Consider the following 21,551-nt stretch of genomic DNA (forward strand, 5'->3'; position numbering starts at 1 on the left):
ACCGATGGCGATCGTCGGCCGCGCGGCCCTGATCATCGCCCTGGGGGTCTGTGCCTACGGGATGTTCGCCGCCCTCTACGGCGTGCGGACCGGCCGGCGCGAGTGGGTCGACTCGGCGCGGCGCTCCGTCTACGCGCTGGCCGCGCTGCTCACGGTCGCGTTCGCGGTCCTCGAGATCGCTTTCCTGCGCTCGGACTTCCACTTCGTCACGGTCGCGCAGCACTCGTCGACCACCACGCCGACCTTCTACAAGGCCGCCGCCGTGTGGTCCTCGCAGGAGGGCTCGCTGCTGCTGTGGGTCTGGCTGCTGTCCCTGTGGTCGAGCCTGGTGCTGTTCATGACGCGCCGGCGCATGCGCGACGTCGTGCCCTGGGCGACGACCGTGCTGCTCGGCTACGGCGCGTTCTTCTGCGTGCTGCTCGTCTTCAAGGTCACGCCGTTCGAGACGGTCGTGGCGGCGCCGCCCGAGGGCGTCGGCCTCAACCCGCTGCTGCGCCACCCGAGCATGATGATCCACCCGCCCATGCTGTACTCGGGCTACACGCTGTTCGCGATCCCGTTCGCGTTCGCGGTGGGCGCGCTGATCGCGCGGCGGGTGGACGCCGAGTGGATCCGCTCGACGCGCCGGTTCGCCCTGGCCGCGTGGCTGTTCCTCGGCATCGGGATCCTCCTCGGCGCGCGCTGGTCCTACGCGGAGCTCGGCTGGGGCGGCTACTGGGCCTGGGATCCCGTCGAGAACGCCTCGCTCATGCCGTGGCTGATCGGCACCGCGTTCCTGCACTCCGTGATGATCCAGGAGAAGCGGGGGATGCTGAAGATCTGGAACGTGTCGCTCGTCCTGGCGACCGGCACGCTCTGCGTCCTCGGCACGTTCCTCGTGCGCAGCGGCATCCTGAACTCCATCCACGCGTTCGGCGCGTCGACGCTCGGCATCCCGTTCGTCGTGCTGATCTGCGGGATGGCGCTCGGGTCGATCGCGCTGGTGATCTGGCGGCGCGATGTCCTGCGCTCCGAGCACCGCCTGGACTCGCTGTTCTCCCGCGAGGCGGTGTTCCTGCTGAACAACATCGTCCTCGTCGCGCTGTGCTTCGTCGTCTTCTGGGGCACGTTCTTCCCGCTGATCTCCGAGGCGGTCACCGGCAACGAGACGTCGGTCGGGCCGCCGTGGTTCAACCGCTACACGGTGCCGCTCGCGCTCGTCCTCGTACTGCTGTCGGGGATCGGCCCGCTCATCGCCTGGCGCCGCGCGACCGTGGCGAACCTCCGCCGGACGTTCACCGTCCCGGTCCTGTGCGGGCTCGTCGCGCTCGTCGCGCTTCTGCCGGTCGGCGGCGTGCCGCAGAAGCCGCTCGCGCTGGCGATGTTCGCGCTGGCGGCGTTCGTGGCGGGCACGGTCGGCCAGGAGATCTTCCGCGGGGTGCGCGCCCGGCGGGCCATGTCGCACGAGCCGGTGCCGATGGCGTTCGTCTCGCTCGTGCGTCGCAACCGCCGGCGCTACGGCGGCTACTTCGTCCACCTCGGCATCGCGATCCTCTTCGTCGGCGTGGCCGGCTCGTCGGCCTTCCAGGTGGCGCGCGACATCACGCTCAAGCCGGGCCAGTCGGCCCGCGTGGACGGCTACGACGTGCGCTACGTGCAGGCGACCGGCACCGCGTCGGACCCGCAGGACACCGGAGCGGCGCTCGTGCTCGGCGCGGTGCTGCAGGTGTCCAAGGACGGCAAGGTCGTCACGACCCTGCGCCCGTCGCGCGGCTACTACCCGGCGATGAACCCGACGATGCCGCCCGTGCAGCGCCTGGTCTCGGGCGAGGGCGAGAGCGAGATCGGGCTCGACGCCGGGGTCACCCACGACCTGTGGAGCGCGGTGAGCCCGGACCTGACCTGGGTGATGAAGGCGGTGGGCGGGGCCGACCGCTTCATCGCGTCGCCGCAGGGCGAGGGGCTCACGACGGCCGCCGCGCTGCAGGGGATCGCGCTCGCCTACGAGCGCCAGCCGCCCGCGACGACGTTCAGGGTGATCAACTCACCGCTGGTGTTCTGGATCTGGGCGGGCAGCCTCATCGTCTTCTCGGGCGGCCTGATCGCCCTGTGGCCGGCGCCCGACGCCGCGCGCCGGCGCGCCACCGCGGGCCTGAAGGCGCGCGTGGCCCAGGATCTCGGCCAGGCTTGAGCCCCGGTGGACGTGCTCGCGCTGCTGGCGATCCTCGCCCTGCTCCTGCTCGTCGTCGCCGCGGTGTCGGCGCCGCTGCGGCGCCGGCGCGTGGACGCGGTGCGCGAGCGCGACCACACCGACCGCGACGAGCTCGAGGCCCAGCGCGAGGCGAAGTACCGCGAGATCCGCGACGCCGAGCTCGACCACCAGACCGGGAAGCTGTCCGAGCCCGACTGGCGCGTGCTCGACCGCCAACTGCGGGCCGAGGCGGTGGAGATCCTGCGCCGCCTCGACGAGCTCGAAGACTGATCGGACCCACTACGATGCGGGCCTCATGGAGCTGATCCTCGACGTCGTCCAGGTCTTCCTCGCGGTCCTGCTCATCTTCCTGGTGCTCATGCACTCGGGCAAGGACGCGGGCCTCTCCGGCGCGTTCGGCGTGGGCACCGGCGCGGGCCCGCTCGGCGGCGGCTCGCTCGTCGAGCGCAACCTGAACCGCTGGACGGTCGGGATCGCGATCGCGTTCGTGATCAACACGATCATCCTCATCAAGATCGGCTGACGAGCGGGTTCGGCGACGGACCCCGTCGCTCCGGCCCACCTGGTAAGGGTTGATCGTGCACCGTGGCGGCCTCCTGGCGCTCGTCGTCGTCCTCGTGGGCCTCGCCGGCTGCGGCGGCGGGGAGCCAACGTCGGCACGGCACGCGGCCGAGACCGGGGCCGGTCAGGTCGCCAACGGGCCGGCGAAGGCATCCGAGCAGCCGGCGATCGGCCCGACCGGGCTCGCCCCGGTCCATCGCACGCGCCCGGGCCCTGTGCCCATCCTCATGTACCACGTCGTCGGCAACATCACCCCCGGGGCCCCGTATCCCGACCTGTGGGTGTCACCGGAGCTCTTCGCGCGGCAGATGGAGGCGCTGCGGGTCGCGGGCTACCACGCGGTGACCCTCGACGCCGTCCTGGACAACTGGCGCAACCGCGCGAAGCTGCCGTCCAAGCCCGTCGTGCTCTCCTTCGACGACGGCTACTACGGCCAGTCGCACTACGCGGCGCCCGTCCTGCGCCGCCTGGGCTGGCCGGGCGTCCTGAACCTCGCGCTGCACAACCTCGGGCACGACGGCATCAGCGCGCGCCGCGTCCGCCGGCTGATCGCTGCCGGCTGGGAGATCGACTCGCACACGCTGACGCACCCGGACCTCACGACGCTGGCGCCGCACCCCCTGCGGCGCGAGCTGGCCGGGTCGAGGGCCGAGATCAAGCGGCGCTTCGGGGTCCCGGTCAACGCGTTCTGCTACCCCGCCGGGCACTACGACCCCACGGTGCAGGCCGCGGTGCGCGCCGCGGGCTACCGCGCGGCGACGACCGAGATCCCGGGAGATGCCGCGCCGGACGACGATCCCTACGCGCTGCCGCGCATCCGCGTCCGCGGGGGCGAGTCGCCGACCGAGCTCGTCGGGGCGCTTGCGAGCGCGGCCGGCTGACCCCGCTCAGGCGCCGCCCGTGATGCGGAACCCGTCCGCGCGCAGCGCCGGCGCAACGGTGCCCGAGGCGAACCGCGTGCCGTAGAACTCGGCCTCGCTGACCAGCCGCTGGGCGGAGGTCAGCGCCTCGGTCGCCGCCAGGATCCGCAGGACCGAGTCGGTGAAGCGCACGTCGCGCAGCGGCCGCGCGATCCGGCCGTCCTCGACGAGGAAGGTGCCCTCGCGCGAGACGCCCGTCAACAGCGCGCTGCGCTCGTGGACGACGTTGAGGTACCAGAGGCGGGTGATGTAGATGCCGCGCTCGATCGGCGCGGCGAGCTCGTCCACCGACGCGGCGCCGCCGCCGGCCAGGACGAGGTTGCGCGTCCCCGGGCCCCAGGCGCTGCCGCCGGGCTCGAGCGCGTGGCCGGTCGACGCGGCGCCGTCGCCGGCGATCGCGGCGGAGCGCGTGTCGTGGACGACCGCGCGCGCGACGCCGTCCTCGATCAGGGGCCGGGGCGCCTTCGGCACGCCCTCGGCGTCGAACGCCCGCGGCAGCGTGCCGGGGAAGCGCGGGGCGTCGGACAGCTCGATGCCCCGCGCCGCGACGCGGGCGCCGAGCCGGCCGACGAGCGCGCCGCGGCCCTCGGCGTGGGCGAGGCCGTTGAAGGCGAGGTCGCCGAGCATGTCCAGCAGCGCCCCGACCGCCTCGTGCTCGAGGACGACCGGGTACTCGCCGGGCTCCAGGCCGGCCGCCTGGCCGGTGACCACCTTCGCGGCGGCGCGGTGCGCGAGGGCGGCGCCGTCGACGTGGCCGAGGCCCGTGCCGGCGCCGGCCGCGAAGCCCGCGCGGCCGGAGGCGTCCCGGCACAGCACGCGCATCGCGGCGTCCGTGACCCGGTCGGCGACGGCCAGGCCCCGCGAGGACGTGATCGCCGTACGGACGTCGCCCGCGGTCCAGACGCCGTCGGCGTCCAGGCCGTGCTCACCGGCCGCGCCGGCGGCGGCCGCCAGCGCGGCGCCGGCGGCGGCGGGGTCGAGCTCGGCGGTCGCCGCGTCGAAGCCGTCGTGCCCGCCGCCCGCTGCGGGTTCCGGCAGGCCCGGGTAGATGCCCGGTCCCGAGCGGGCGGCGGCCTCGGCGGCCCGGCGGGCGCGCCCGGCGGTGGCGCGCAGCGTCGCGTCGTCGAGCGCGGTGCAGGACGCCCCACCGGTCTGCCCGTCCACGACCGAGAGGACGTGGACGGTGACGGTGTCCAGGGCGGTGGCCTGGGTCGGGACCGAGCCGGCGAAGCGGTTGGTCAGCGAGCGCTCGTGCACCACGGTGACCTGGGTCTCGCCGCCGCCGGCCGCCTCCAGGACCCGGCCCGCGAGGTCGAGCGGATCGGGCGGGCCGGTCATCGCGCCGCCGTCCGGCAGCGCGCCTCGGAGGGTCCCGGACCGCCGCCACCCGCGCCCACCTCGACGCCCCGGAACCGCGCCGGCGCGGTGCCGTGCGAGACCGCCATGATCTGGCCCGGCTCGCCCTTGCCGCAGTTCAGCAGCCCGTGCAGGCGCCATTCGGGCGCCGAGCAGACCGCGTCCAGCGACCCCCAGAACCGGGGCGACACGCCCGCGTAGGAGGCGTTGCGATACAGCCGGCCGAGCTCTCCGCGCCGGATCTCGCGCGCGATCTCCGTCCCGAACTGGAAGTGCAGGCGGCGGTCGTCGATCGACCACGAGCGGTTCGTCTCGAGATACAGGCCCTCACCGGTGTCGGCCAGCAGGTCGGCGAGCGACCCGGCGCCGCCCGGCTCGAGCGAGACGTTCGTCATCCGGACGATCGGCTGGCGCGCGAAGCCGTCGGCGCGCGCGCAGCCGCCCGACTCGGCGAGCCCGATGGCGGCCGCGGACGTCCGGTCCGACAGCGCGGCCCGCAGGATCCCGCCGTCGACGAGCGTCGTGCGCCGCGCCGCCACGCCCTCGTCGTCCCAGGCGAACGTGCCCAGGCCGCCGGGCAGCGTGGCGTCGGCCGTGACGTGCATGGGCTCCGAGCCGAAGCGCAGCGAGCCGATGTCCGACGGCGCGATCCAGCTCGTGCCGGCGTAGGACGCCTCGGCGCCGAGCATGCGGTCGAGCTCGAGCGCGTGGCCGATCGACTCGTGGACCTGCAGCGCGAGCTGCTCGCCGCCCAGCACGAGCGTGACGGGGCCCGTCGGGCACACCGGAGCGGTGAGCAGCGCCACCGCCTCCTCGGCGACCCGCGGCGCGTTCGCCGCGAGGTCCAGGCTCAGCAGGTGCTCCCAGCCCGCCGCGGCGACCGATCCGCCGTGCCCGCTCGGGTACGAACGCACCTGCGCCTCGTCGCCGTCGACGGCCAGCGCCTCCAGGCCGCCGCCGCAGTGGACGATCGTCTGCTCGCACAGCGCCCCGGCGGTCGAGGCGAACGTGACGTGCGTGCGGACGCTCAGGCAGGACGCCTCGCGGCGCGCGATGCGCGCGTCGCCCGCCATCGCCGCCTCGGCGGCCAGCAGGTGATCGAGCTTCACGTCGACCGAGACGGCGAACGGGTCCTGCGCGCACGGCGACGCCCAGGTGCCCGTGGCGGGCGTCACGCCGGTCACTGCCGCCGCCCATGCGCGCCGGCCGGCGGCCGGGCGCGGCTGGGCCTCGGCGACCGCGATCGCGCGGGCGAGCGCGCCGCGCGCGGCGGCGGGCGTCATCTCGGCGGTGGCGGCGAAGCCCCAGGCACCGCCGCTGCGCACCCGGACGCCAACCCCGGCCGACGCCTCCGACTCCAGCCACTCGACGGCGCCGTTGCGCACGCCGATCGCCTCGCTGTCGCGGACGACGACCCGCGCCTCGGCGTGGTCGCACCCGGCGGGGACGACGCCGAGGAGGTCCTGCAGGAGGTCGCGCACGGACACGGCGGTCATCTACCAGGCGGCCGTGTACAGCGCCAGCAGCTCGTCCGCGTCGGCGGCGGGCGGCGTGAGCTCCAGGCCGTCGGCGCGCCGGGCCGCGGCGGCGGCGATCGCCGGCAGCGCGTCGTGGGGGACGCCGAGGTCGCGGATGCGCTCGGCGCCCGCGTGCCGGGCGAGGTCGGCGGCGACGCCCGCGGCCTCGGCGCCCATCGCCGCCTCGATGCGGCCCAGGCGCTCGGGCGAGCGGCTGCGCAGCGCCTCGACCGTGTGGGGGAGCAGGACGGCGTTCGCCGGTCCGTGGGCGACGCCGGCCTCGCGCACGAGCGTCTGGGCGGCGACGTGGTGCAGGCCGTAGCCCTGGCCGTCGATCGCGTAGCCGGACAGCAGGGCGCCGAGCGCGAGCGCGTCGCGGTCGGGCTCGGCGGTCTCCCACGCGCGGGTGATCAGCCGCGCCGCCTCGATCGCGGCGAGCGTCGGCACCGGCGAGGCGTGGACCGTGAGCGGACCCTCGATCGCGTGGGCCAGCGCGTTGGCGGCGCTGGCCGCGAGCGGACCGGGCGGCTGGGACGCCGCCAGGGTCGGGTCGGTGAGGACGATGGACGGGCGCAGCGGCCGCAGGCGCAGGCCGCGGGGCGGCCGGTGCACGCCGGTCATCTCGGCGGCCGACAGGGTCGTGGGGACGGCGGCGAGCGCGCGGGCGCAGGCCGCGCCGGCGATGCCCTTGCCGACGTCGATGACCCGCCCGCCGCCGAGCGCGACGATCAGCAGGCCGGCGGCGTCGCCGAGGCGCTCGAGCAGGTCGCCGGCCGCGTCGTCGACCCGGCCGGCCGGGACGTCATGGCGCTCGCCGGCCGCCTCGACGATGGAGGGCGCCGCGGCGGCCGCACGGGGCGTGGTGAGCAGCAGGTAGCCGTCGCCGAGGAGCGAGGGCGCGTCGGCGAGCGCGCCGCGGCCGAAACGGATCGTGCGCTCGCCGTCCTGCCAGCGAAAGCTCTCGGTCATCCGGTGCAGTATGCGCGGCGCGCGGCCGGGCCGCACAGCGGCGTTCGGCCGCCCGTGCCCGCTGAGCGCGCGCAGACGGCCGGACGTGAAGCGATGGCCTGGGGGCGGGACGCCGCGGCCGTCCGGCGGCGGGGCACGCGCCCGCCGCCGGCGGCAACGTCACGGTCGCGCGAGCGCGACGGCCGGCGAGGGGCGGCGGAGGGAAAGCCGCCGGCGCCGGTTCGTGCTCCCCGGGATGCCCATGAGGCGGGCACGCGTGCGGAGGAGCTCGACGAGGTCCGCGGTGGGGCGGAAGGGGTCGGCGACGGCCCGATCCTGCTCGACGGCGAGCGCGGCCACGACGTCGCCCTCGACGTCGGCCACGAGGACCTCGCCCTGCAGCGCGGCGGCGCTGTCGAGAGCGGCGAGGCGCGTCAGCGCGCGCTCGTCCTCGGGGCGCGCCGGCCGGATGACGATGGTCTCGAGGGTGGTGTGCATGGTGGTCATGTCCGGTGCACCTCCTTGGCTTGATCTGCGGGGCTACCGAGAAGACGTCCAAGACGATGCCACCGTGACGTCATCAGAACAAATGACATTTCGAGCTGGTCGCGATAAGGTGCGCTTATGCTCGACGTCAAGCGCCTCCGGGTGCTCCGTGAGGTCGCCGCCCAGGGCTCGTTCTCCGGCGCGGCCGAGTCGCTCGCCTACACGCAGTCGGCCATCTCCCAGCAGATCGCCGCCCTCGAACGCGAGGCGGGAACGAAGCTCGTCGAGCGCAGCGCGCGCGCCGTGCGGCTCACGGAGGCCGGCGAGGCGCTCGTCGGCCACGCGGACGCGATCCTCGCCCGCCTGCAGGCGGCCGAGCGCGACCTCGAGGCGATCGCGGGCCTGCGCGGCGGCCGTGTCCGCGTGGTCGCGTTCCCGAGCGCCGGCGCGTCGCTCATGCCGATGGCGGTGGCGGCGTTCCGCGAGCGCCATCCGGGTGTGGAGCTGATCCTCGAGCCGCGCGAGCCCGACGAGGCGCTCGTGGCGCTGAAGGCGGGGGAGGCGGACGTCGCGGTGACGCTCGAGGCGGGGTTCGCCCCGATCGAGGACGAGGCGATCGAGACCGTCCACCTCCTCGACGATCCGATGTTCGTCGCGCTGCCGGGCGACCATCCGATGGCGGCCAAGGCGCGGCTGCGCCTGGAGGATCTTCAGGGCGAGGCGTGGATCCAGGGCACGAGCCGGGCCACGTGCCCGGACACCCGCATCTTCCTGCGCACGTGCGCGGCGTGCGGGTTCGAGCCGCGGATGGCCTTCCAGTCCGACGACTACGCCGCCATCCAAGGCTTCATCGCGGCCGGCGTGGGCGTCGCGCTGATCCCGGACCTGGCGCTGACGACGCCGCGCGACGACATCGCGATCCGCACTCTCGTGGGCGTCGCCCCGCGCCGCCGCGTGCTGGCGGCGACGCTCGCGGGGTCGGCGCGCGGTCCCGCCACCCAGGCGATGGTGGCCATCCTCGAGGAGGTCGGGCGGGGCTGGCAGGCCAGCCGCCACGACCTCCAGCTCGCAAGCTGACGCGGCCGCGCCCACCGGGCGCGCCCTACCGCGCCAGCTGACCCGCGCGCACGCGCAGCAGCTCGACGAACGGCGCGCTGCGCTCGAACGGGTCGGCGACGGCCTCGCCGCCGCGCAGCCCGACGGCCGCGATCGGCCGGCCGCCGATCTCCGCGATGAGGCGCGGGCCCGCGGGCAGCGGCGCGCCGTCCAGCGCGGCCAGGCGCTCGAGCGCCGGTTCGCGCAGCTCGGACACACGGATCGTCACCGGCTGGCCGAGGTCGTCGCCGCGTGCACGACGCCGGGCCGGGTCAGCCGGGTGATACGAGCGCGTGGCGTGATGAAAGAACGACGGGAACACGACGGCCCTCCCCTGATCGCGTCTGCTGTAACTACCAATAGAGAATAGCAGGTTAGCTAACCTGTCACAACGCTATGGTGGTGTCACGATGAGCAATGCGGCCCCCGGCGAGCTGGAGATCGTCCGGGCGTTCGTCAACACGTACGACGCCGAGGACGACCGCGAGACGTTCACGTCTCCCGAGGCGCTCGGCGACTGGCTGCGGGAGCGCGACCTGCTCGGCGGTGAGCGAGCCGCGCCGACCGCCCGCGAGGTCGAGCGCGCCCGCGAGATGCGCGAGGCGCTGCGCTCGATGCTGCGGGCGAACCACGGCGAGCCGCCCGATCGCGCCGCGGCGGCCGCGGTCGACGCCGCCGCCCGGCGCGCGAAGCTGTCGGTGCGCTTCGCCGAGGACGGGACCGCGCGGCTGGAGCCGCTGGCCAAGGGCGTGGATGCCGCGCTGGGTCGCGTGCTCGCCCGCGTCGCCGGCGCCCAGGACGACGGCACGTGGCCGCGGCTGAAGGTCTGTCCCGCCGACGACTGCCAAGCCGCCTTCTACGACAAGTCGCGCAACCGCTCCGCCGTGTGGTGCGACATGGCCGTCTGCGGCAACCGCCAGAAGGTCCGCACGTTCCGGGCGCGCGAGCGCAGGAGCCCGTCGAGCTGAGCTGGGGCCGGGCGAGGGTCGCCGCCAGTTTCGGGCGCCCGGCGCGTTTGCACGACCATCTACTAGCCTCCCCGGCGCGCCGGTCCGACATCCGGCGCATCGCCAGGCCGAAGGAGCAATCGTGCGGGGGCGTGATCGCTGGATCGAGGGATTGCAGATCCTCGTCGTCGACGACGAGCCCGCCAACGTGCTCGCGCTGCGGGCGCTGCTCGAGAGCTGGCACTTCCAGCGCGTGGAGACCACGACGGACCCACACGACGCGCTGGCCCGCTGCCGGACGCGCGAGCCGGACCTGCTCATGCTCGACCTCCACATGCCGGGCCTCGACGGCTTCGGCGTCATGCGGCAGCTGCGGATCGGCAGCCGCCGCTCGCTCTCGCTGCCCGTGCTCGTCCTGACCGCGGACATCACGCCGGACGTCCGCCGCCGGGCGCTCGACGCCGGGGCGCGCGACTTCCTGACCAAGCCGTTCGACGCCGAGGAGGTCCGCCTGCGCGTGCGCAACCTGCTCGAGATGCGCGAGCTGCAGCTCCAGCATGCGGCGGTCGAGGCGTCGCTGGAGGCGCGCGTCCGCCAGCGGACCGTCGAGCTCGAGTCGGCGCGGATGGAGATGCTGCAGCGGCTCGCGCTGGCCGCCGAGTTCCGCGACGACCGCACCGGGGAGCACACGCAGCGCGTCGGCCGCACGGCCCGGGAGCTGGCCTTCCTCATGGGGCTGTCCGACGCGGACGGCGAGCAGGTCGGACTCGCCGCGCCGCTGCACGACGTCGGCAAGATCGCGATCTCGGACTCCATCCTGCTCAAGCCCGGGCCGCTCACGCCCCGGGAGCGCGACGTCATGCAGCGCCACACCCTCGCCGGCGCCCAGATCCTGCGCGGCAGCGGCTCGGAGCTGCTGCGCACGGCCGAGCAGATCGCGCTGACCCACCATGAGCGCTGGGACGGTGCCGGCTATCCGCACGGGCTGTGCGGCGAGAAGATCCCCCTCGCCGGCCGGGTCGTCGCGGTCGCCGACGTCTTCGATGCGCTGACCCACGTCCGCCCGTACAAGCACGCGTGGAGCGTGGACCGGGCGGTCACGACGATCGTCGGGGATCGGGCGTGCCGCTTCGACCCTCAGGTGGTCGATGCGTTCACGACGCTGGAGCACCCGGTCCTGCTGTGACCGGCGGCGCGGTGAGCGCCTCACACGCGTCCCAGAGGGTCCGGCGGTCGGCGGGGTCGTCCCCGCCCCGGCCCAGCAGGTGCGTGGGCCGCGGGCGGCGGTCCTGCCAGAAGCGCCCGTTGCAGCGCCCGGGCGCCGCGGCGGCCGCCAGCCAGACGATCGTGTCGGCGCCCTGCTCGGGCGTACGCAGCAACGGTCGGGCGAGGCGGTGAAAGGCGCTCAGCGACTCCGCCAGCCCCGGCGTGTCGACCCACCCGGGGTGCATCGCGTGCGTGACCCGCTCGGGGCGATGGAGCGCCCACTCCTCGGCGAGCGCGACCTGCATGCGCTTCGTCCGCGCGTAGGCCGTCGTGCCGTCGTAGCCGCCGGCGCGGTACTGCAGGTCGTCCACGCGCAGGCGCTGGGCGTACATGCCGCCCGACGACACCCAGATCGTCCGCCCCGCCGGCAGGAGCCGGCTGAGCAGGTGCGGGCCGAGGACGTGCGTGGCGAACGTCAGCTCGTGGCCCTCGACGGTCTCGATCCGGCGCTCGGGCAGCACGCCGGCGTTGTGCACGAGCACGCCGAGGTCGGGCACGCGCGCCGCGAACGCGGTGGCGAACGCCCGCACGGAGGCGAGCAGGCTCACGTCGCAGACCTCGAGCTCGAGCTGCGCCCCCGGCACCTCCGCCGCGATCTCCGCGAGGGTACGCTCCCCGCGCTCGCGGTTGCGGACGAGCAGGTGGACGCGCGCCCCGAGGCGGGCGAACCCCGTGGCCGCCGCCGTGCCGATCCCCGACCCGGCGCCGGTGACGAGCGCGCTGCGCCCGGCCAGCGCGTCCGGCGGCGGCGCCTCGAAGCCCGGCCGCCGCAGCGCCCATCCGATCCGCGACCAGCCCGGGACGACGAGCCGGTCGAGCGCGGTGTCGAGCGGCCGCGCGAGCATCAGCTCAACGGCCCGGCGGCGTCTGGGCTGTTGCCCTCGAGCCCGCTCATGAGCCGCAGGCACTTGACGAACAGCGGCCGGTACTCCGGCGGCAGGGGCCGCAGGATCTCGGCCTGCAGCCGTTCGCTGTTGGGCACGACGTCGAGCAGCACGTCCTTGCCAGCGTCGGTGATGAAGATCGACCACGCCCGGCGGTCGGCGGCCGAGGGCTGCCGCTCCACCAGACCGCGCGCCATGAGCCGCGAGAGCATGGCGGTCAGCGTGTTGCGGTCCACCGCGATGGCCTCGGCCAGCTCGGCGACGGTCGCGCCGGGGCGCTGGTAGGCCGCGGCGAGCGCGGCCATCTGCCGCGGCGTCAGGTCGCCCGACTGCATGATCGTCTCGAACAGCGCCTCGGCCCGGAAGTGCGCCCGCCGCAACACGTGCGAGGTCGTCGACGTCAGGTCGATCTCGTCCATGATCGCCGACAGGCGGGCATCGCGTTCGGCGCGATCGGCGGCCATGGGCCGCGGCTCGGTCATGGCGTCATGATGGCGCCATGCGAGAGCGCACGCGCGTCGGGATCGCCGGCATGGGCTTCATCGGGCGGCGCGTGTACGACCGCATCGCGGCCGACTCGGGTCTCGGGCTCGACGTCGTGTGCGTCTGCGACCGGCAGGCGGCGAAGCTGGCGGGATGTCCGCCCGCGATCGTCAAGTCCGATCTCGCCGGGGTGCGCGTCGCGCGCCCTGATCTCGTCCTCGAGGCGGCCGGGGCCGCGCTGCTGGCCGAGTGGGGCCGGGAGCTCCTGGGCTTCGCCGACCTCCTGCCGCTTTCGGTCGCCGCGCTCGCCGACGACGGGCTCGAGGCCGCCCTCGGCGCGGCGGCGCAGGCGTCGGGGCACCGGCTGCTGATCCCGCACGGCGCGCTGGTCGGCGTCGACGCGCTGGCCGAGCGCCACGGCGCGTGGCGCTCGGTGACCGTCACGTTCACGAAGCACCCGTCGAACATCGAGCTCACCGCGGTCGGGCTGGACCCGGTGGACATCCGCGAGCGCACCGTCGTCTTCGACGGCCCGGTCCGCGAGATCGCCCGCCGCTTTCCGCGAAACGTCAACGCGATGGTCACCGCCGCGCTGTCGACGGTCGGCCTCGACCGCTGCCGCGGCATCCTCGTCGCCGACCCCGGGCTCTCGGAGGCGATCGCGGAGGTGCGCGCGGAGGGCGAGGATGGCGGCCTGGTGCAGACCGTCAAGCGGGGGCCGATCGTGGGCGTCTCCGGCGTCGAGATGGCGGACGCCGTCATGCACTCGATCGTCACGGCGACAGGCGGCGGTGCGGGGCTGCGCTTCGTCTAGAGCAGCCGGCGGAGGGCGTCGATGCCGTCCCACACGTCGGTGAAGCGGGTGGTCAGCGGCGACAGGCCGAGGCGGAGGAGGTCTGGCGTCCGGAAGTCGGTGATGACCCCGTGCCGGGCGAGCCGCGCGCAGAGCTCCCGGGCGCGGGGGTGGGCGAGCGCCACGTGGGCGCCGCGCCGGGCCGGATCGCGTGGCGACGCGAGCGTGACGCCGAGCGGCGCGAGCACGGCGTCGCACACCTCGATGGCGAACTCGGTGAGCGCGATGCCCTTGGCGCGGATCGCGTCGATCCCGGCCTCGGCGGACAGGCGGGCGCCCTCCTGGACGGCGACCAGGCCCAGCACCGGGGGCGTGCCCGACAGCATCGAGCGGATCCCGGGCGCGCGCTCGTATCCCGGCGCCATGGCGAACGTGTCGTGGCGGCCGATCCAGCCCCAGATCGGCTGGCGCAGCGCCTCCTGGTGCTCGGCACGAACGTAGAGGAACGCGGGGGCCCCGGGACCGCCGTTGAGGTACTTGTACGTGCAGCCGGCGGCGAGGTCGACGCCCGCCGAGTCGAGCTCGACCGGTACGGAGCCGACCGTATGGCACAGGTCCCACAGGACGAGCGCGCCGGCGTCGTGGGCGACGCGGGTGATCGCCGCGACGTCAGCGAGCGCCGCCGAGCGGTACGAGACGTGCGAGAGCAGGACGAGCGCGGTCTGCGGTCCCACCGCCTCGGCGACCTGGTCGGCGCGCACGGCGTCGATCGGATCGCCGTGGATCCAGCGGACCGTCAGCCCGCGCTGGGCGGCCAGTCCCTCGAGGACGTAGCGGTCGGTCGGGAAGTTGTCGACGTCGGTGACGATCTCTGTACGGCCGGGCCGCGCGTCGAGCGCGGCGGACCCCAGCTTGAAGAGGCAGACCGTCGTCGAGTCCGCCAGCGCCACCTGACCGGGCGCCGCGCCGAGCATCGACGCCCCGATGAGGTCGCCGATCTCCTCGGGGAGGGTCAGCCAGCGCTCTTCCCAGGAGCGGATGAGGCGCTCGCCCCACTCGTGCTCGATCGCGTGCGCCAGGCGGTCGCGCGTGGCGAGCGGCAGCCGGCCCAGCGAGTTGCCGTCGAGGTACACGAGCTCCGGGTCGGGCACGAGGAAGCGCTCGCGAAACGAGGCGAGCGGGTCGCTCGCGTCGAGCGCGTCGGCCCGGTCCCGTGCCGGCGCGGGCGCCGGGTGGGTGGTCGTCACGTGGCCCTCCTCTTTCACTGCGCTCGGAACGATAGGCGCGTTCAGGACAGAAGCGCTGTGTACGTTGTACCTCGTTCCTTCATCTGGTGCAAGTTCTCCCATCAGGTCTTGACACTTGCTTGATGACGAGCGTAAGGTCGCATCGTCTACGTTGCAGTTTGGCGACGGGGAGAAGACTGGATGCCGGTCAACGGGACGGAAGGGACGGGAGCGGCGTGAGCCTGGGCGCGACACGACTCGCCGACACGAGCACGCCGCAGCGCAGCGTCGACCCGCGGGCCGCTGGGCTGAGCCGGTTCGCCGGCCGGGTGGCGCTCGTGACCGGCGCGGCGTCGGGCATCGGCGCCGCCACTGCGGCGCGCCTGGCCGCCGAGGGCGCCCTGGTCTGGCTCGCCGACGTCGACGTGGACGGAAGCGCCGCCCAGGCGAGCAAGCTGCCGGACGCCGTCGCCTGCGCGGTGGACGTCACGGACGCTGAGGCGGTCGAAGCGCTCGTCGGCCGGGTCGTCGCCACGAGCGGCCGCCTCGACGTGCTCGTCGCCAACGCCGGCGTGACGCTCGACGCGCCGATCTGGGACACGTCCCCGGCTGACCTGGCCCGGGTGCTCGACGTCAACGTCGCCGGGGCGTTCGCCTGCGCGGCCGCCGCGCTGCGCCACATGGTCGCCCGCGGATCGGGCAGCGTCGTCTTCACCGCCTCCGACGCGGGGCTCGTCGGCTGGCCCGGCCAGGCCGCCTACTGCGCGAGCAAGGGTGCGATCGTCGCCCTCACCCGCGCCGCCGCGCTCGATGCGGCGCCGCACGGTGTGCGCGTCAACTGCGTCTGCCCCGGCTTCACCGACACGCCGCTCGTCGCGCGCTGGATCGCTGGCAGCGACGACCCCGAGGCGGCCCGGCGCGAGGTCGCCGCGACGCAACCGCTCGGTCGGGTGGCCGATCCGGCGGAGATCGCCGCGGCCATCGCCTACCTCGCCAGCGACGAGAGCACGTTCGTCACCGGGATCGCCCTTCCCGTCGACGGTGGGGTGACCGCGCAGTGATCGCCCGGAGGATGACCGGTCGCACGGTCATCGTGACCGGCGCGGGGCGCGGGATCGGCGCCGCCATCGCCTTCCGCCTGGGGGGCGAGGGCGCGTGGGTCGCCTGCCTCGACGTCGACGGGCAGTCGGCGGAGGCGACCGCCGCGGCGCTGCCCCGCGGCGGTCGCTCCTTCGCCGTCGACGTCGGCGACGAGGCCGCGGTCCGCTCGGCGCTCGCGGCCGTCGTCGCGGAGCGCGGCGCCGTGCACGCCGTGGTCAACAACGCCGGCATCGCGGGGCCCCAGGAGCCCGCCGGGAGCACGGACCTCGCCGCGTGGGAGCAGACGCTGCGCGTCAACCTCACCGGCGCCTTCCTCGTGTCCAAGCACGCGCTCGAGCCGCTGCGCCGGACCGACGGGGCGATCGTCAACGTCGCCTCGGCGCTCGCGTTCGTCGGCCTGCGCGCCGAGTCGGCGTACGGGCCGTCGAAGGCCGGGCTCGTCCAGCTGACGAAGGGCATGGCGCTCGACTACGCGCCGGACGTCCGCGTCAACGCCGTGTGTCCCGGCGCGGTGCGCACGCCGATGATCGCCTCGGTCGTCGCGCCCGGCGACTCCGAGGCGCTGATGGCGGAGTACGGCCGCATCCACCCGCTGCACCGCCGGCTGGCGGCGCCGGAGGAGATCGCCGACGCGGTCCTCTTCCTCGCCTCCGATGACGCCTCGTTCGTCACCGGCACCGCACTGCTCGTCGACGCGGGACTGACCGCGTGACCCACAAGGAGGAGTCATGACAGACGACGCAACGCAGTCCAGCCGCCTGCGGCCCGGATCGCTCGGGGTCACCGGCATCGTCGTGCTCTCAGCCGTGCTCATGGGGCCGGCCATCTCGTTGTTCTTCAACACGCCGGTCGTCGCCGGCAATGCCGGGGCCGCCGTGCCCCTCGTCTTCATCCTGGCGATGGTCGGCGTCCTGCTCACCGCCTGGACCGTCGCCCAATACTCGCGCAAGATCAGCGGGGCCGGCTCCTTCTACGGGTTCATCCAGCGTGCAGCGGGCGCCCGGCTCGGCTTCATGGCGGGGTGGGCCACCTTCGGCGCGTATCTCGGCGCGGCCATCGGCGGCGCCGCGATCTCAGGCGCGTTCATCTCGGACCTGCTCGCCCGTCACGCGAGCATCGACATCCCGTGGATCTGGCTCGCCCTGGCGGTCGTCGCGGTCGTGCTGGCCCTGTCGATCATCGGCATCCGCATCTCCGAGCGCGTCGGGCTCGTGATGCTCGGCATCGAGCTGCTCGCGGTCGCGATCGTCGTCATCGCCATCCTCGTACAGGGCGGCGACGACGGCTTCAGCACGAAGCCGTTCACGTTCGACGGCGCTCCGAACGGGCTCGACGGCATCCGTCTCGCCATGGTCTTCGGCGTGCTGTCCTTCGTCGGGTTCGAGATCTCGGCGACGCTCGCGGAGGAGACGCGCGAGCCGCGGCGCAACGTGCCGCGCGCGGTCATCGGCTGCACCCTGGTCGTCGGCCTGCTGTACGTGATCGGCAGCTACGCGGTCACCATCGGCTACGGCGTCGACAACATCGACCAGCTCGCCAGCGACCCCGCCGCCTTCGACACGCTGACGGCCCGCTACGTCACGTCGGCCTCGGTCATCGTCGACCTCATCCTCATCAACGCGCTCATCGGCGCGACGCTGGCGGTGACAAACGGCTTCGCGCGCGTCGCGTTCGCGCTCGGGCGCAACGGCGCGATCCCCTCCTGGTTCGGCCGGACGAGCGCGCGCTACGCGACGCCGGTCAACGCGCTCGCCGTCTGCGGGCTCATGAGCATCGTGTTCCTCGTGCCGCTGTCGATCGACGGCCAGAACGGGCTCACCGCCTACACGTGGGTCTCCACGCCGGCGATCCTCCTGCTGATCCTCGTGTTCATCGCTGCCAACCTGACCGTCGGGCGCTTCTACTGGACCAAGCACAAGCCGGAGTTCCGCTGGGCCTCCCACGTGCTCGTCCCGGTCCTCGGGGCGCTCGTCATGCTGCTGCCCATCACCGCCCAGTTCTGGCCGACGCCGCCGTCGCCGCAGGACCGCCTCCCTTGGATCACGCTCGCCTGGCTGGTGATCGGGGTCGTGGTGATGGTCGCCGCCGGAAGCCGGCTGGCCGGCGCGTTCGACGCGGAGGCCGCATCCGGGGATCCCGGCCCGGACGACGGGCCGCCGGCGGTGGCCGCGGACGACCGGCAGCCTGCGGGGCGGGCATGACCGAGGTGGGCACGGGCAGCCGGCTCGTCGAGCTCGTGGCGGCCGCCGACGTCGTCGACCTCAGCCATCCCCTGGCCGTCGGCGACCCGGTGTTCCCCGGGCAGCCGGGATTCGACCTCACGCCGGTCGGCGACATCGACGATCCCGACCTCCCGCTGTGCTTCGGACTGATCTCGTTCATGGAGCACGTCGGCACGCACATGGACGCGCCGGCGCACGTGATCAAAGGTGGGCGGTACCTCGACGAGATCCCGTTCGCGGCGCTCGCCGGCCCCGCGGTCAAGGTCGACCTGCGCGAGCAGCGGGGCGACGCGATCGACTTCGACGTCTCGCTCGCGGACCTCGAGCGCTTCGAAGCGCGTCACGGGCGCATCGAAGAGGGGGCGATCGTCTTCCTGCACACGGGATGGGACGCCCGCTACCGGCAACCGAGCGACTACGTGGTGACAGCCGAGGACGGAACGTGGCACTGGCCGGGGCTGTCGGGCGCCGCCGCCGACCTGTTCGTCGACCGCCGAGTGCGCGGCGTGGGCATCGACACGATCGGGATGGACGGCGGCCACGTCGCCCTGACCCTCGCGGCGCACCGGGCCGTGCTCGGATCCGGCGCGTTCATCGTCGAGAACGTGGCGAACCTCGATGCGCTCCCCGCGACCGGTGCGCTGGCGCTCGCCCTCCCGATCAAGACCAGCTTCGGCTCCGGCGGCCCCACGCGGGTGGTCGGACTCAGGTGAGCACATCCACCCCACAGACGGAGCATTGACCCGTGGCGTCAGGACACATCTCGGACATCGGCTGCCGGTTCGACCCGCTCGACCCGAGCCAGGCCGACGGTCGCTACGCGCTCTGGGCCGAAGCGCGCGAGCATGAGCCGGTCTTCTACAGCCCGAAGTACGACCTCTGGTTCGTGACGCGCTATCACGATGTCGAGGCGGTGCTCAAGGACGTCTCCGGCTTCTCGAAGTGCGATGACTTCGCGCCCGCCCGTCCGTGGCCCGAGGAGGTGCAGCGGGAGCTCGACAAGGGCTACTCGTGGCACTACTTCCTCAGCAACAACGATCCGCCGGAGCACACGCCGCTCAAGCGCGTCGTGACCAAGGCGATGTCGCGGCGTCAGACCGCCGCGATGGAGCCGCGCGTCCGCACGATCGCCCGCGAGCTGATCGACGGGTTCGCGCCTGACGGGATCGCCGAACTGGGTGAGAAGCTGGCGTGGCCGTTCCCCGCGCTCGTGGCGTTGGAGCTCCTCGGGTTTCCCGGCGAGGACATGGAGCTGCTCAAGACCTGGGGCGACGAGTGGGTGCTGCTGTTCTCCGACGCGCCGGTGGAGACGGAGGCGATGGTCGCTGCGGCCGCGCAGTTCGTGGCGTTCCAGAACTACGTGCTGGACCACCTTCGCGACCGCGAGCGCAGCCCGCGCGAGGATCTCCTCAGCCACCTGGTCCGCGAGCTGCACGCCGACCCGGAGATCAACCTCGCGCTGGAGGACATCGTCAACCTCCCGATCCAGGTGATGACGGCCGGACACGTGACGGGCACGCTGCTCCTGCTCGAGGAGCTCACCGAGCTGCTCGACGGTCCGGATCTGATGGCCGACGTACGGGCCGACCCCGGCAAGATCCCGGCGCTGGTCGAGGAGGCGCTCCGCTTCGAGCCGCCGGTCCACGGCACGTTCATCCGTGCGCTGGACGACGTCGAAGTGGGCGGCGTCACGATCCCCGCCGACGCTCGAGTCCTTCTGTCCTACGGGTCGGCCAACCACGATCCGGCGTGCTTCGCCGATCCGGACACGTTCGCCATCGATCGCCCCGACGTCGATCGCCACCTGGGGTTCGGGAAGGGGACGCACTACTGCTCCGGAGCTCAGCTCGCGCGGCTCGAGCAGCGTGTGGCGCTCGAGCTCCTGCTCGAGCGCTGTCCCAACCTGCGGCGTGTCGAGGATCGCCCGCCGCAGCGCGTGCGACACATGTGGCTGCGCGGATACGAATCGCTGTGGGTCCAGTGGGACGCGCCGCCGGCGTCCTCGCCGACAGGGACACCGTCCCCTCGCCGGCGGACATGAGGAGGGTGCGATGGCCGAGACGCGGCTGATCTACGATCCCTACGGCGCGCAGGCCCACGCCGACCCGTACCCGATCTACCGGCGCCTGCGCGACGAGGCGCCGCTCTACCACAACCCCGATCGGGGGTTCTGGGCGGTTTCGCGCTACGACGACGTGGCGATGGTGAGCCGCGATTGGGAGCGCTTCACGGTGACGAAGGGCGTCGACATCGACAACGCCGGCGACCTGCTCGGTCCCGGGTTCTTCCTCGCCCAGGACCCGCCTGTGCACGGCAAGATGCGCGCGGTCGTCAAGCAGGCGTTCGGCCTGCGGACGATCCGCGACCTCACCGAGGCGGGCATCCGGCGCGAGGCCGAGGCGCTCGTCGCGGACATCGCGGTGCGACCGGAGGCGGATCTCGCGGTCGACCTCGCCTGGCTGCTGCCGTCACGGGCGATGGGCGTGCTGCTCGGGTTCCCGCGCGAGGACGCCGACCGGTTGCGCGACCTCGGCATCGCGTTCATGCGCCGCGAGGTCGACCAGACGGTGCCGCCGGCGAGCTCCGAGGAGGCCGGAATGGCGCTCATGGAGTACTTCGAAGTGATCATCGATGAGCGGCGCCGCGCGCCGCGCGACGACCTGCTCTCGGCGATCGCCACGGCGACGATCGACGGCGTGCCGCTCGCGGGCGAGGCCCCCGGCATGGCTCTGCTCATCTACGTCGGAGGGTTCGAGAACGTCGGGTGCATGCTCACGAACGCGCTGTACTGGCTCGCCCTGCATCCCGACCAGCGAACGTGGCTGGCCGCGAACCCGGACGGCCTGCCGGCGGCGATCGAGGAGGTCCTCCGCTTCGACGGCCCACAGCAGAGCTTCAAGCGCACGACGACGCAGGCGGTCGAGCTGCACGGCCGGCGGGTGCCGGCCGGAGCGCCGGTCTACGTCCTGTACGGCGCAGCGAACCGCGACGAGCGCAAGTTCCCCGATGCGGACCGCTTCGACGTGCACCGCACGGGTGGTCGCCAGCTGTCCTTCGGCGACGGCATCCACCACTGTCTCGGCGCTCCGATGGCCCGCCTCGAGGGCCAGATCGTGCTCGAGACCGTTCTGCGCCGGATGCCGCACTACGAGCTGACGGGTGAGCCCGAGCTCGCGCCGAGCCACGCGGTGCGCGGCTTTCTGACCATGCCGGTCGCGCCCGCCTGCTCGCCGGCCGCCGCCTGACACGCCGCGCGGGCCCGGCTATCCCCCGACCCGCGCGACGACGGTCGGCGGGTCGAGCGCGCTGGTGTCGCCCAGCGACGGACGGTCGGGCGATCTCGTGAACGCGGCGACGAGCTCCTCGCCGCTGGCCGCGATCGTCGCCGGGATGGCGGTCCAGGTCAGCGTGGCCCGTCGGCGGATCGCTGCGGGGCGACGCGGCGTGGTCGACCGCCGCGCCGCGCACGCGCGTCACCGGCAGCGACACCGTGGAACCCGAGATCGTCGCGGGCGCGACGGCCGCCGGCCGGACGCCGGCGGACCTCAGCGCCGT

Annotated in this window: 22 protein-coding genes; 14 read left to right on the top strand and 8 right to left on the bottom strand. The window is 74.0% G+C overall.

All coding sequences use genetic code 11. The features are described 5' to 3' along the window. Positions 1–4 precede the first annotated feature (4 nt). The 4 genes from DSM104329_RS08240 to DSM104329_RS08255 are packed head-to-tail and all read left to right on the top strand — an operon-like array spanning position 5 to position 3,633. Positions 5–2,170: a heme lyase CcmF/NrfE family subunit gene (locus DSM104329_RS08240; protein WP_259314945.1), complete on the top strand. Its 2,166-nt coding sequence runs from the start codon at positions 5–7 to the stop codon at positions 2,168–2,170. Between the two features lie 6 nt (positions 2,171–2,176). Further along, positions 2,177–2,461, top strand: coding sequence for a hypothetical protein (locus DSM104329_RS08245; RefSeq protein ID WP_259314947.1), 285 nt, complete (start codon positions 2,177–2,179; stop codon positions 2,459–2,461). 25 nt (positions 2,462–2,486) lie between these two features. Further along, positions 2,487–2,714 carry a preprotein translocase subunit SecG gene (secG, locus tag DSM104329_RS08250; protein WP_259314949.1) on the top strand — a complete coding sequence of 76 codons (228 nt, stop codon included), beginning with the start codon at positions 2,487–2,489 and terminating at the stop codon, positions 2,712–2,714. Positions 2,715–2,769: 55 nt separating this feature from the next. Continuing rightward, positions 2,770–3,633 carry a polysaccharide deacetylase family protein gene (locus tag DSM104329_RS08255; RefSeq protein WP_259314951.1) on the top strand — a complete coding sequence of 288 codons (864 nt, stop codon included), beginning with the start codon at positions 2,770–2,772 and terminating at the stop codon, positions 3,631–3,633. Positions 3,634–3,639: 6 nt separating this feature from the next. On the opposite strand, the gene DSM104329_RS08260 is transcribed toward DSM104329_RS08255, so the two are convergent. The 4 genes from DSM104329_RS08260 to DSM104329_RS08275 all read right to left on the bottom strand — a co-directional run bounded on the left by DSM104329_RS08260 (position 3,640) and on the right by DSM104329_RS08275 (position 8,000). After that, positions 3,640–5,010: a metallopeptidase TldD-related protein gene (locus tag DSM104329_RS08260; protein WP_259314953.1), complete on the bottom strand. Its 1,371-nt coding sequence runs from the start codon at positions 5,008–5,010 to the stop codon at positions 3,640–3,642. Next, positions 5,007–6,524 carry a TldD/PmbA family protein gene (locus tag DSM104329_RS08265; protein WP_259314954.1) on the bottom strand — a complete coding sequence of 506 codons (1,518 nt, stop codon included), beginning with the start codon at positions 6,522–6,524 and terminating at the stop codon, positions 5,007–5,009. The genes DSM104329_RS08260 and DSM104329_RS08265 overlap by 4 nt, the downstream gene beginning before the upstream one ends. Next, a complete protein-coding gene (locus DSM104329_RS08270) occupies positions 6,525–7,514 on the bottom strand; it encodes a dehydroquinate synthase/iron-containing alcohol dehydrogenase family protein (RefSeq protein WP_259314955.1) in 990 nt (329 codons plus the stop codon). It lies immediately after the preceding gene. 159 nt (positions 7,515–7,673) lie between these two features. After that, complete coding sequence (locus tag DSM104329_RS08275; protein ID WP_259314956.1) at positions 7,674–8,000, bottom strand: hypothetical protein; 327 nt, start codon at positions 7,998–8,000, stop codon at positions 7,674–7,676. A gap of 117 nt (positions 8,001–8,117) precedes the next feature. On the opposite strand from DSM104329_RS08275, the gene DSM104329_RS08280 reads away from it, so the two are divergent. Next, positions 8,118–9,056, top strand: a complete 939-nt coding sequence (locus tag DSM104329_RS08280; RefSeq protein ID WP_259314957.1) for a LysR family transcriptional regulator — start codon at positions 8,118–8,120, stop codon at positions 9,054–9,056. Between the two features lie 25 nt (positions 9,057–9,081). Here DSM104329_RS08280 and DSM104329_RS08285 read toward each other — a convergent pair whose 3' ends face one another. Further along, the gene (locus DSM104329_RS08285) at positions 9,082–9,396 is read right to left on the bottom strand and encodes a hypothetical protein (protein ID WP_259314959.1); all 315 of its coding nucleotides are present in this window, start codon (positions 9,394–9,396) and stop codon (positions 9,082–9,084) included. A gap of 88 nt (positions 9,397–9,484) precedes the next feature. On the opposite strand from DSM104329_RS08285, the gene DSM104329_RS08290 reads away from it, so the two are divergent. Together DSM104329_RS08290 and DSM104329_RS08295 are read left to right on the top strand one after the other, a co-directional pair. After that, the gene (locus DSM104329_RS08290; protein WP_259314960.1) at positions 9,485–10,042 is read left to right on the top strand and encodes a CGNR zinc finger domain-containing protein; all 558 of its coding nucleotides are present in this window, start codon (positions 9,485–9,487) and stop codon (positions 10,040–10,042) included. A 121-nt stretch (positions 10,043–10,163) separates the two neighbouring features. Further along, a complete protein-coding gene (locus tag DSM104329_RS08295; RefSeq protein WP_259314961.1) occupies positions 10,164–11,207 on the top strand; it encodes an HD domain-containing phosphohydrolase in 1,044 nt (347 codons plus the stop codon). Here the strand turns inward: DSM104329_RS08295 and DSM104329_RS08300 are convergent. Together DSM104329_RS08300 and DSM104329_RS08305 are read right to left on the bottom strand one after the other, a co-directional pair. Beyond that, positions 11,176–12,132 (bottom strand): SDR family NAD(P)-dependent oxidoreductase, encoded by a 957-nt coding sequence (locus tag DSM104329_RS08300; protein WP_259314962.1) that lies wholly within the window; start codon positions 12,130–12,132, stop codon positions 11,176–11,178. The genes DSM104329_RS08295 and DSM104329_RS08300 overlap by 32 nt on opposite strands. Next, the gene (locus DSM104329_RS08305) at positions 12,132–12,653 is read right to left on the bottom strand and encodes a MarR family winged helix-turn-helix transcriptional regulator (protein WP_259314963.1); all 522 of its coding nucleotides are present in this window, start codon (positions 12,651–12,653) and stop codon (positions 12,132–12,134) included. Before DSM104329_RS08305 ends, DSM104329_RS08300 begins: the two co-directional genes overlap by 1 nt. Positions 12,654–12,670: 17 nt before the next feature. Here DSM104329_RS08305 and DSM104329_RS08310 point away from each other — a divergent pair, with 17 nt between their 5' ends. Further along, positions 12,671–13,468: an aspartate dehydrogenase domain-containing protein gene (locus DSM104329_RS08310; protein ID WP_259314964.1), complete on the top strand. Its 798-nt coding sequence runs from the start codon at positions 12,671–12,673 to the stop codon at positions 13,466–13,468. On the opposite strand, the gene kynU is transcribed toward DSM104329_RS08310, so the two are convergent. Continuing rightward, positions 13,465–14,694, bottom strand: a complete 1,230-nt coding sequence (kynU, locus tag DSM104329_RS08315) for a kynureninase (protein ID WP_259314965.1) — start codon at positions 14,692–14,694, stop codon at positions 13,465–13,467. The genes DSM104329_RS08310 and kynU overlap by 4 nt on opposite strands. Positions 14,695–14,909: 215 nt before the next feature. Between kynU and DSM104329_RS08320 the strand changes: the two genes are divergently transcribed. From DSM104329_RS08320 to DSM104329_RS08345, 6 genes are read left to right on the top strand one after another with little or no spacing between them, the layout of a single operon-like run. Then, positions 14,910–15,734 carry an SDR family NAD(P)-dependent oxidoreductase gene (locus DSM104329_RS08320; RefSeq protein ID WP_259314966.1) on the top strand — a complete coding sequence of 275 codons (825 nt, stop codon included), beginning with the start codon at positions 14,910–14,912 and terminating at the stop codon, positions 15,732–15,734. Positions 15,735–15,745: 11 nt separating this feature from the next. Further along, on the top strand, positions 15,746–16,486 hold the full coding sequence (locus DSM104329_RS08325) for an SDR family NAD(P)-dependent oxidoreductase (RefSeq protein WP_259314967.1): 741 nt from the start codon (positions 15,746–15,748) through the stop codon (positions 16,484–16,486). A gap of 16 nt (positions 16,487–16,502) precedes the next feature. Then, positions 16,503–17,975, top strand: coding sequence for an APC family permease (locus DSM104329_RS08330; protein ID WP_259314968.1), 1,473 nt, complete (start codon positions 16,503–16,505; stop codon positions 17,973–17,975). After that, the gene (locus DSM104329_RS08335) at positions 17,972–18,709 is read left to right on the top strand and encodes a cyclase family protein (protein WP_259314969.1); all 738 of its coding nucleotides are present in this window, start codon (positions 17,972–17,974) and stop codon (positions 18,707–18,709) included. Before DSM104329_RS08330 ends, DSM104329_RS08335 begins: the two co-directional genes overlap by 4 nt. 32 nt (positions 18,710–18,741) lie before the next feature. After that, on the top strand, positions 18,742–20,037 hold the full coding sequence (locus DSM104329_RS08340) for a cytochrome P450 (RefSeq protein WP_259314970.1): 1,296 nt from the start codon (positions 18,742–18,744) through the stop codon (positions 20,035–20,037). 10 nt (positions 20,038–20,047) lie between these two features. Further along, the gene (locus DSM104329_RS08345) at positions 20,048–21,241 is read left to right on the top strand and encodes a cytochrome P450 (protein WP_259314971.1); all 1,194 of its coding nucleotides are present in this window, start codon (positions 20,048–20,050) and stop codon (positions 21,239–21,241) included. Positions 21,242–21,551: the final 310 nt, after the last annotated feature.

It is taken from the genome of Capillimicrobium parvum, assembly GCF_021172045.1.
Classification (GTDB): Bacteria; Actinomycetota; Thermoleophilia; order Solirubrobacterales; family Solirubrobacteraceae; genus Capillimicrobium; species Capillimicrobium parvum.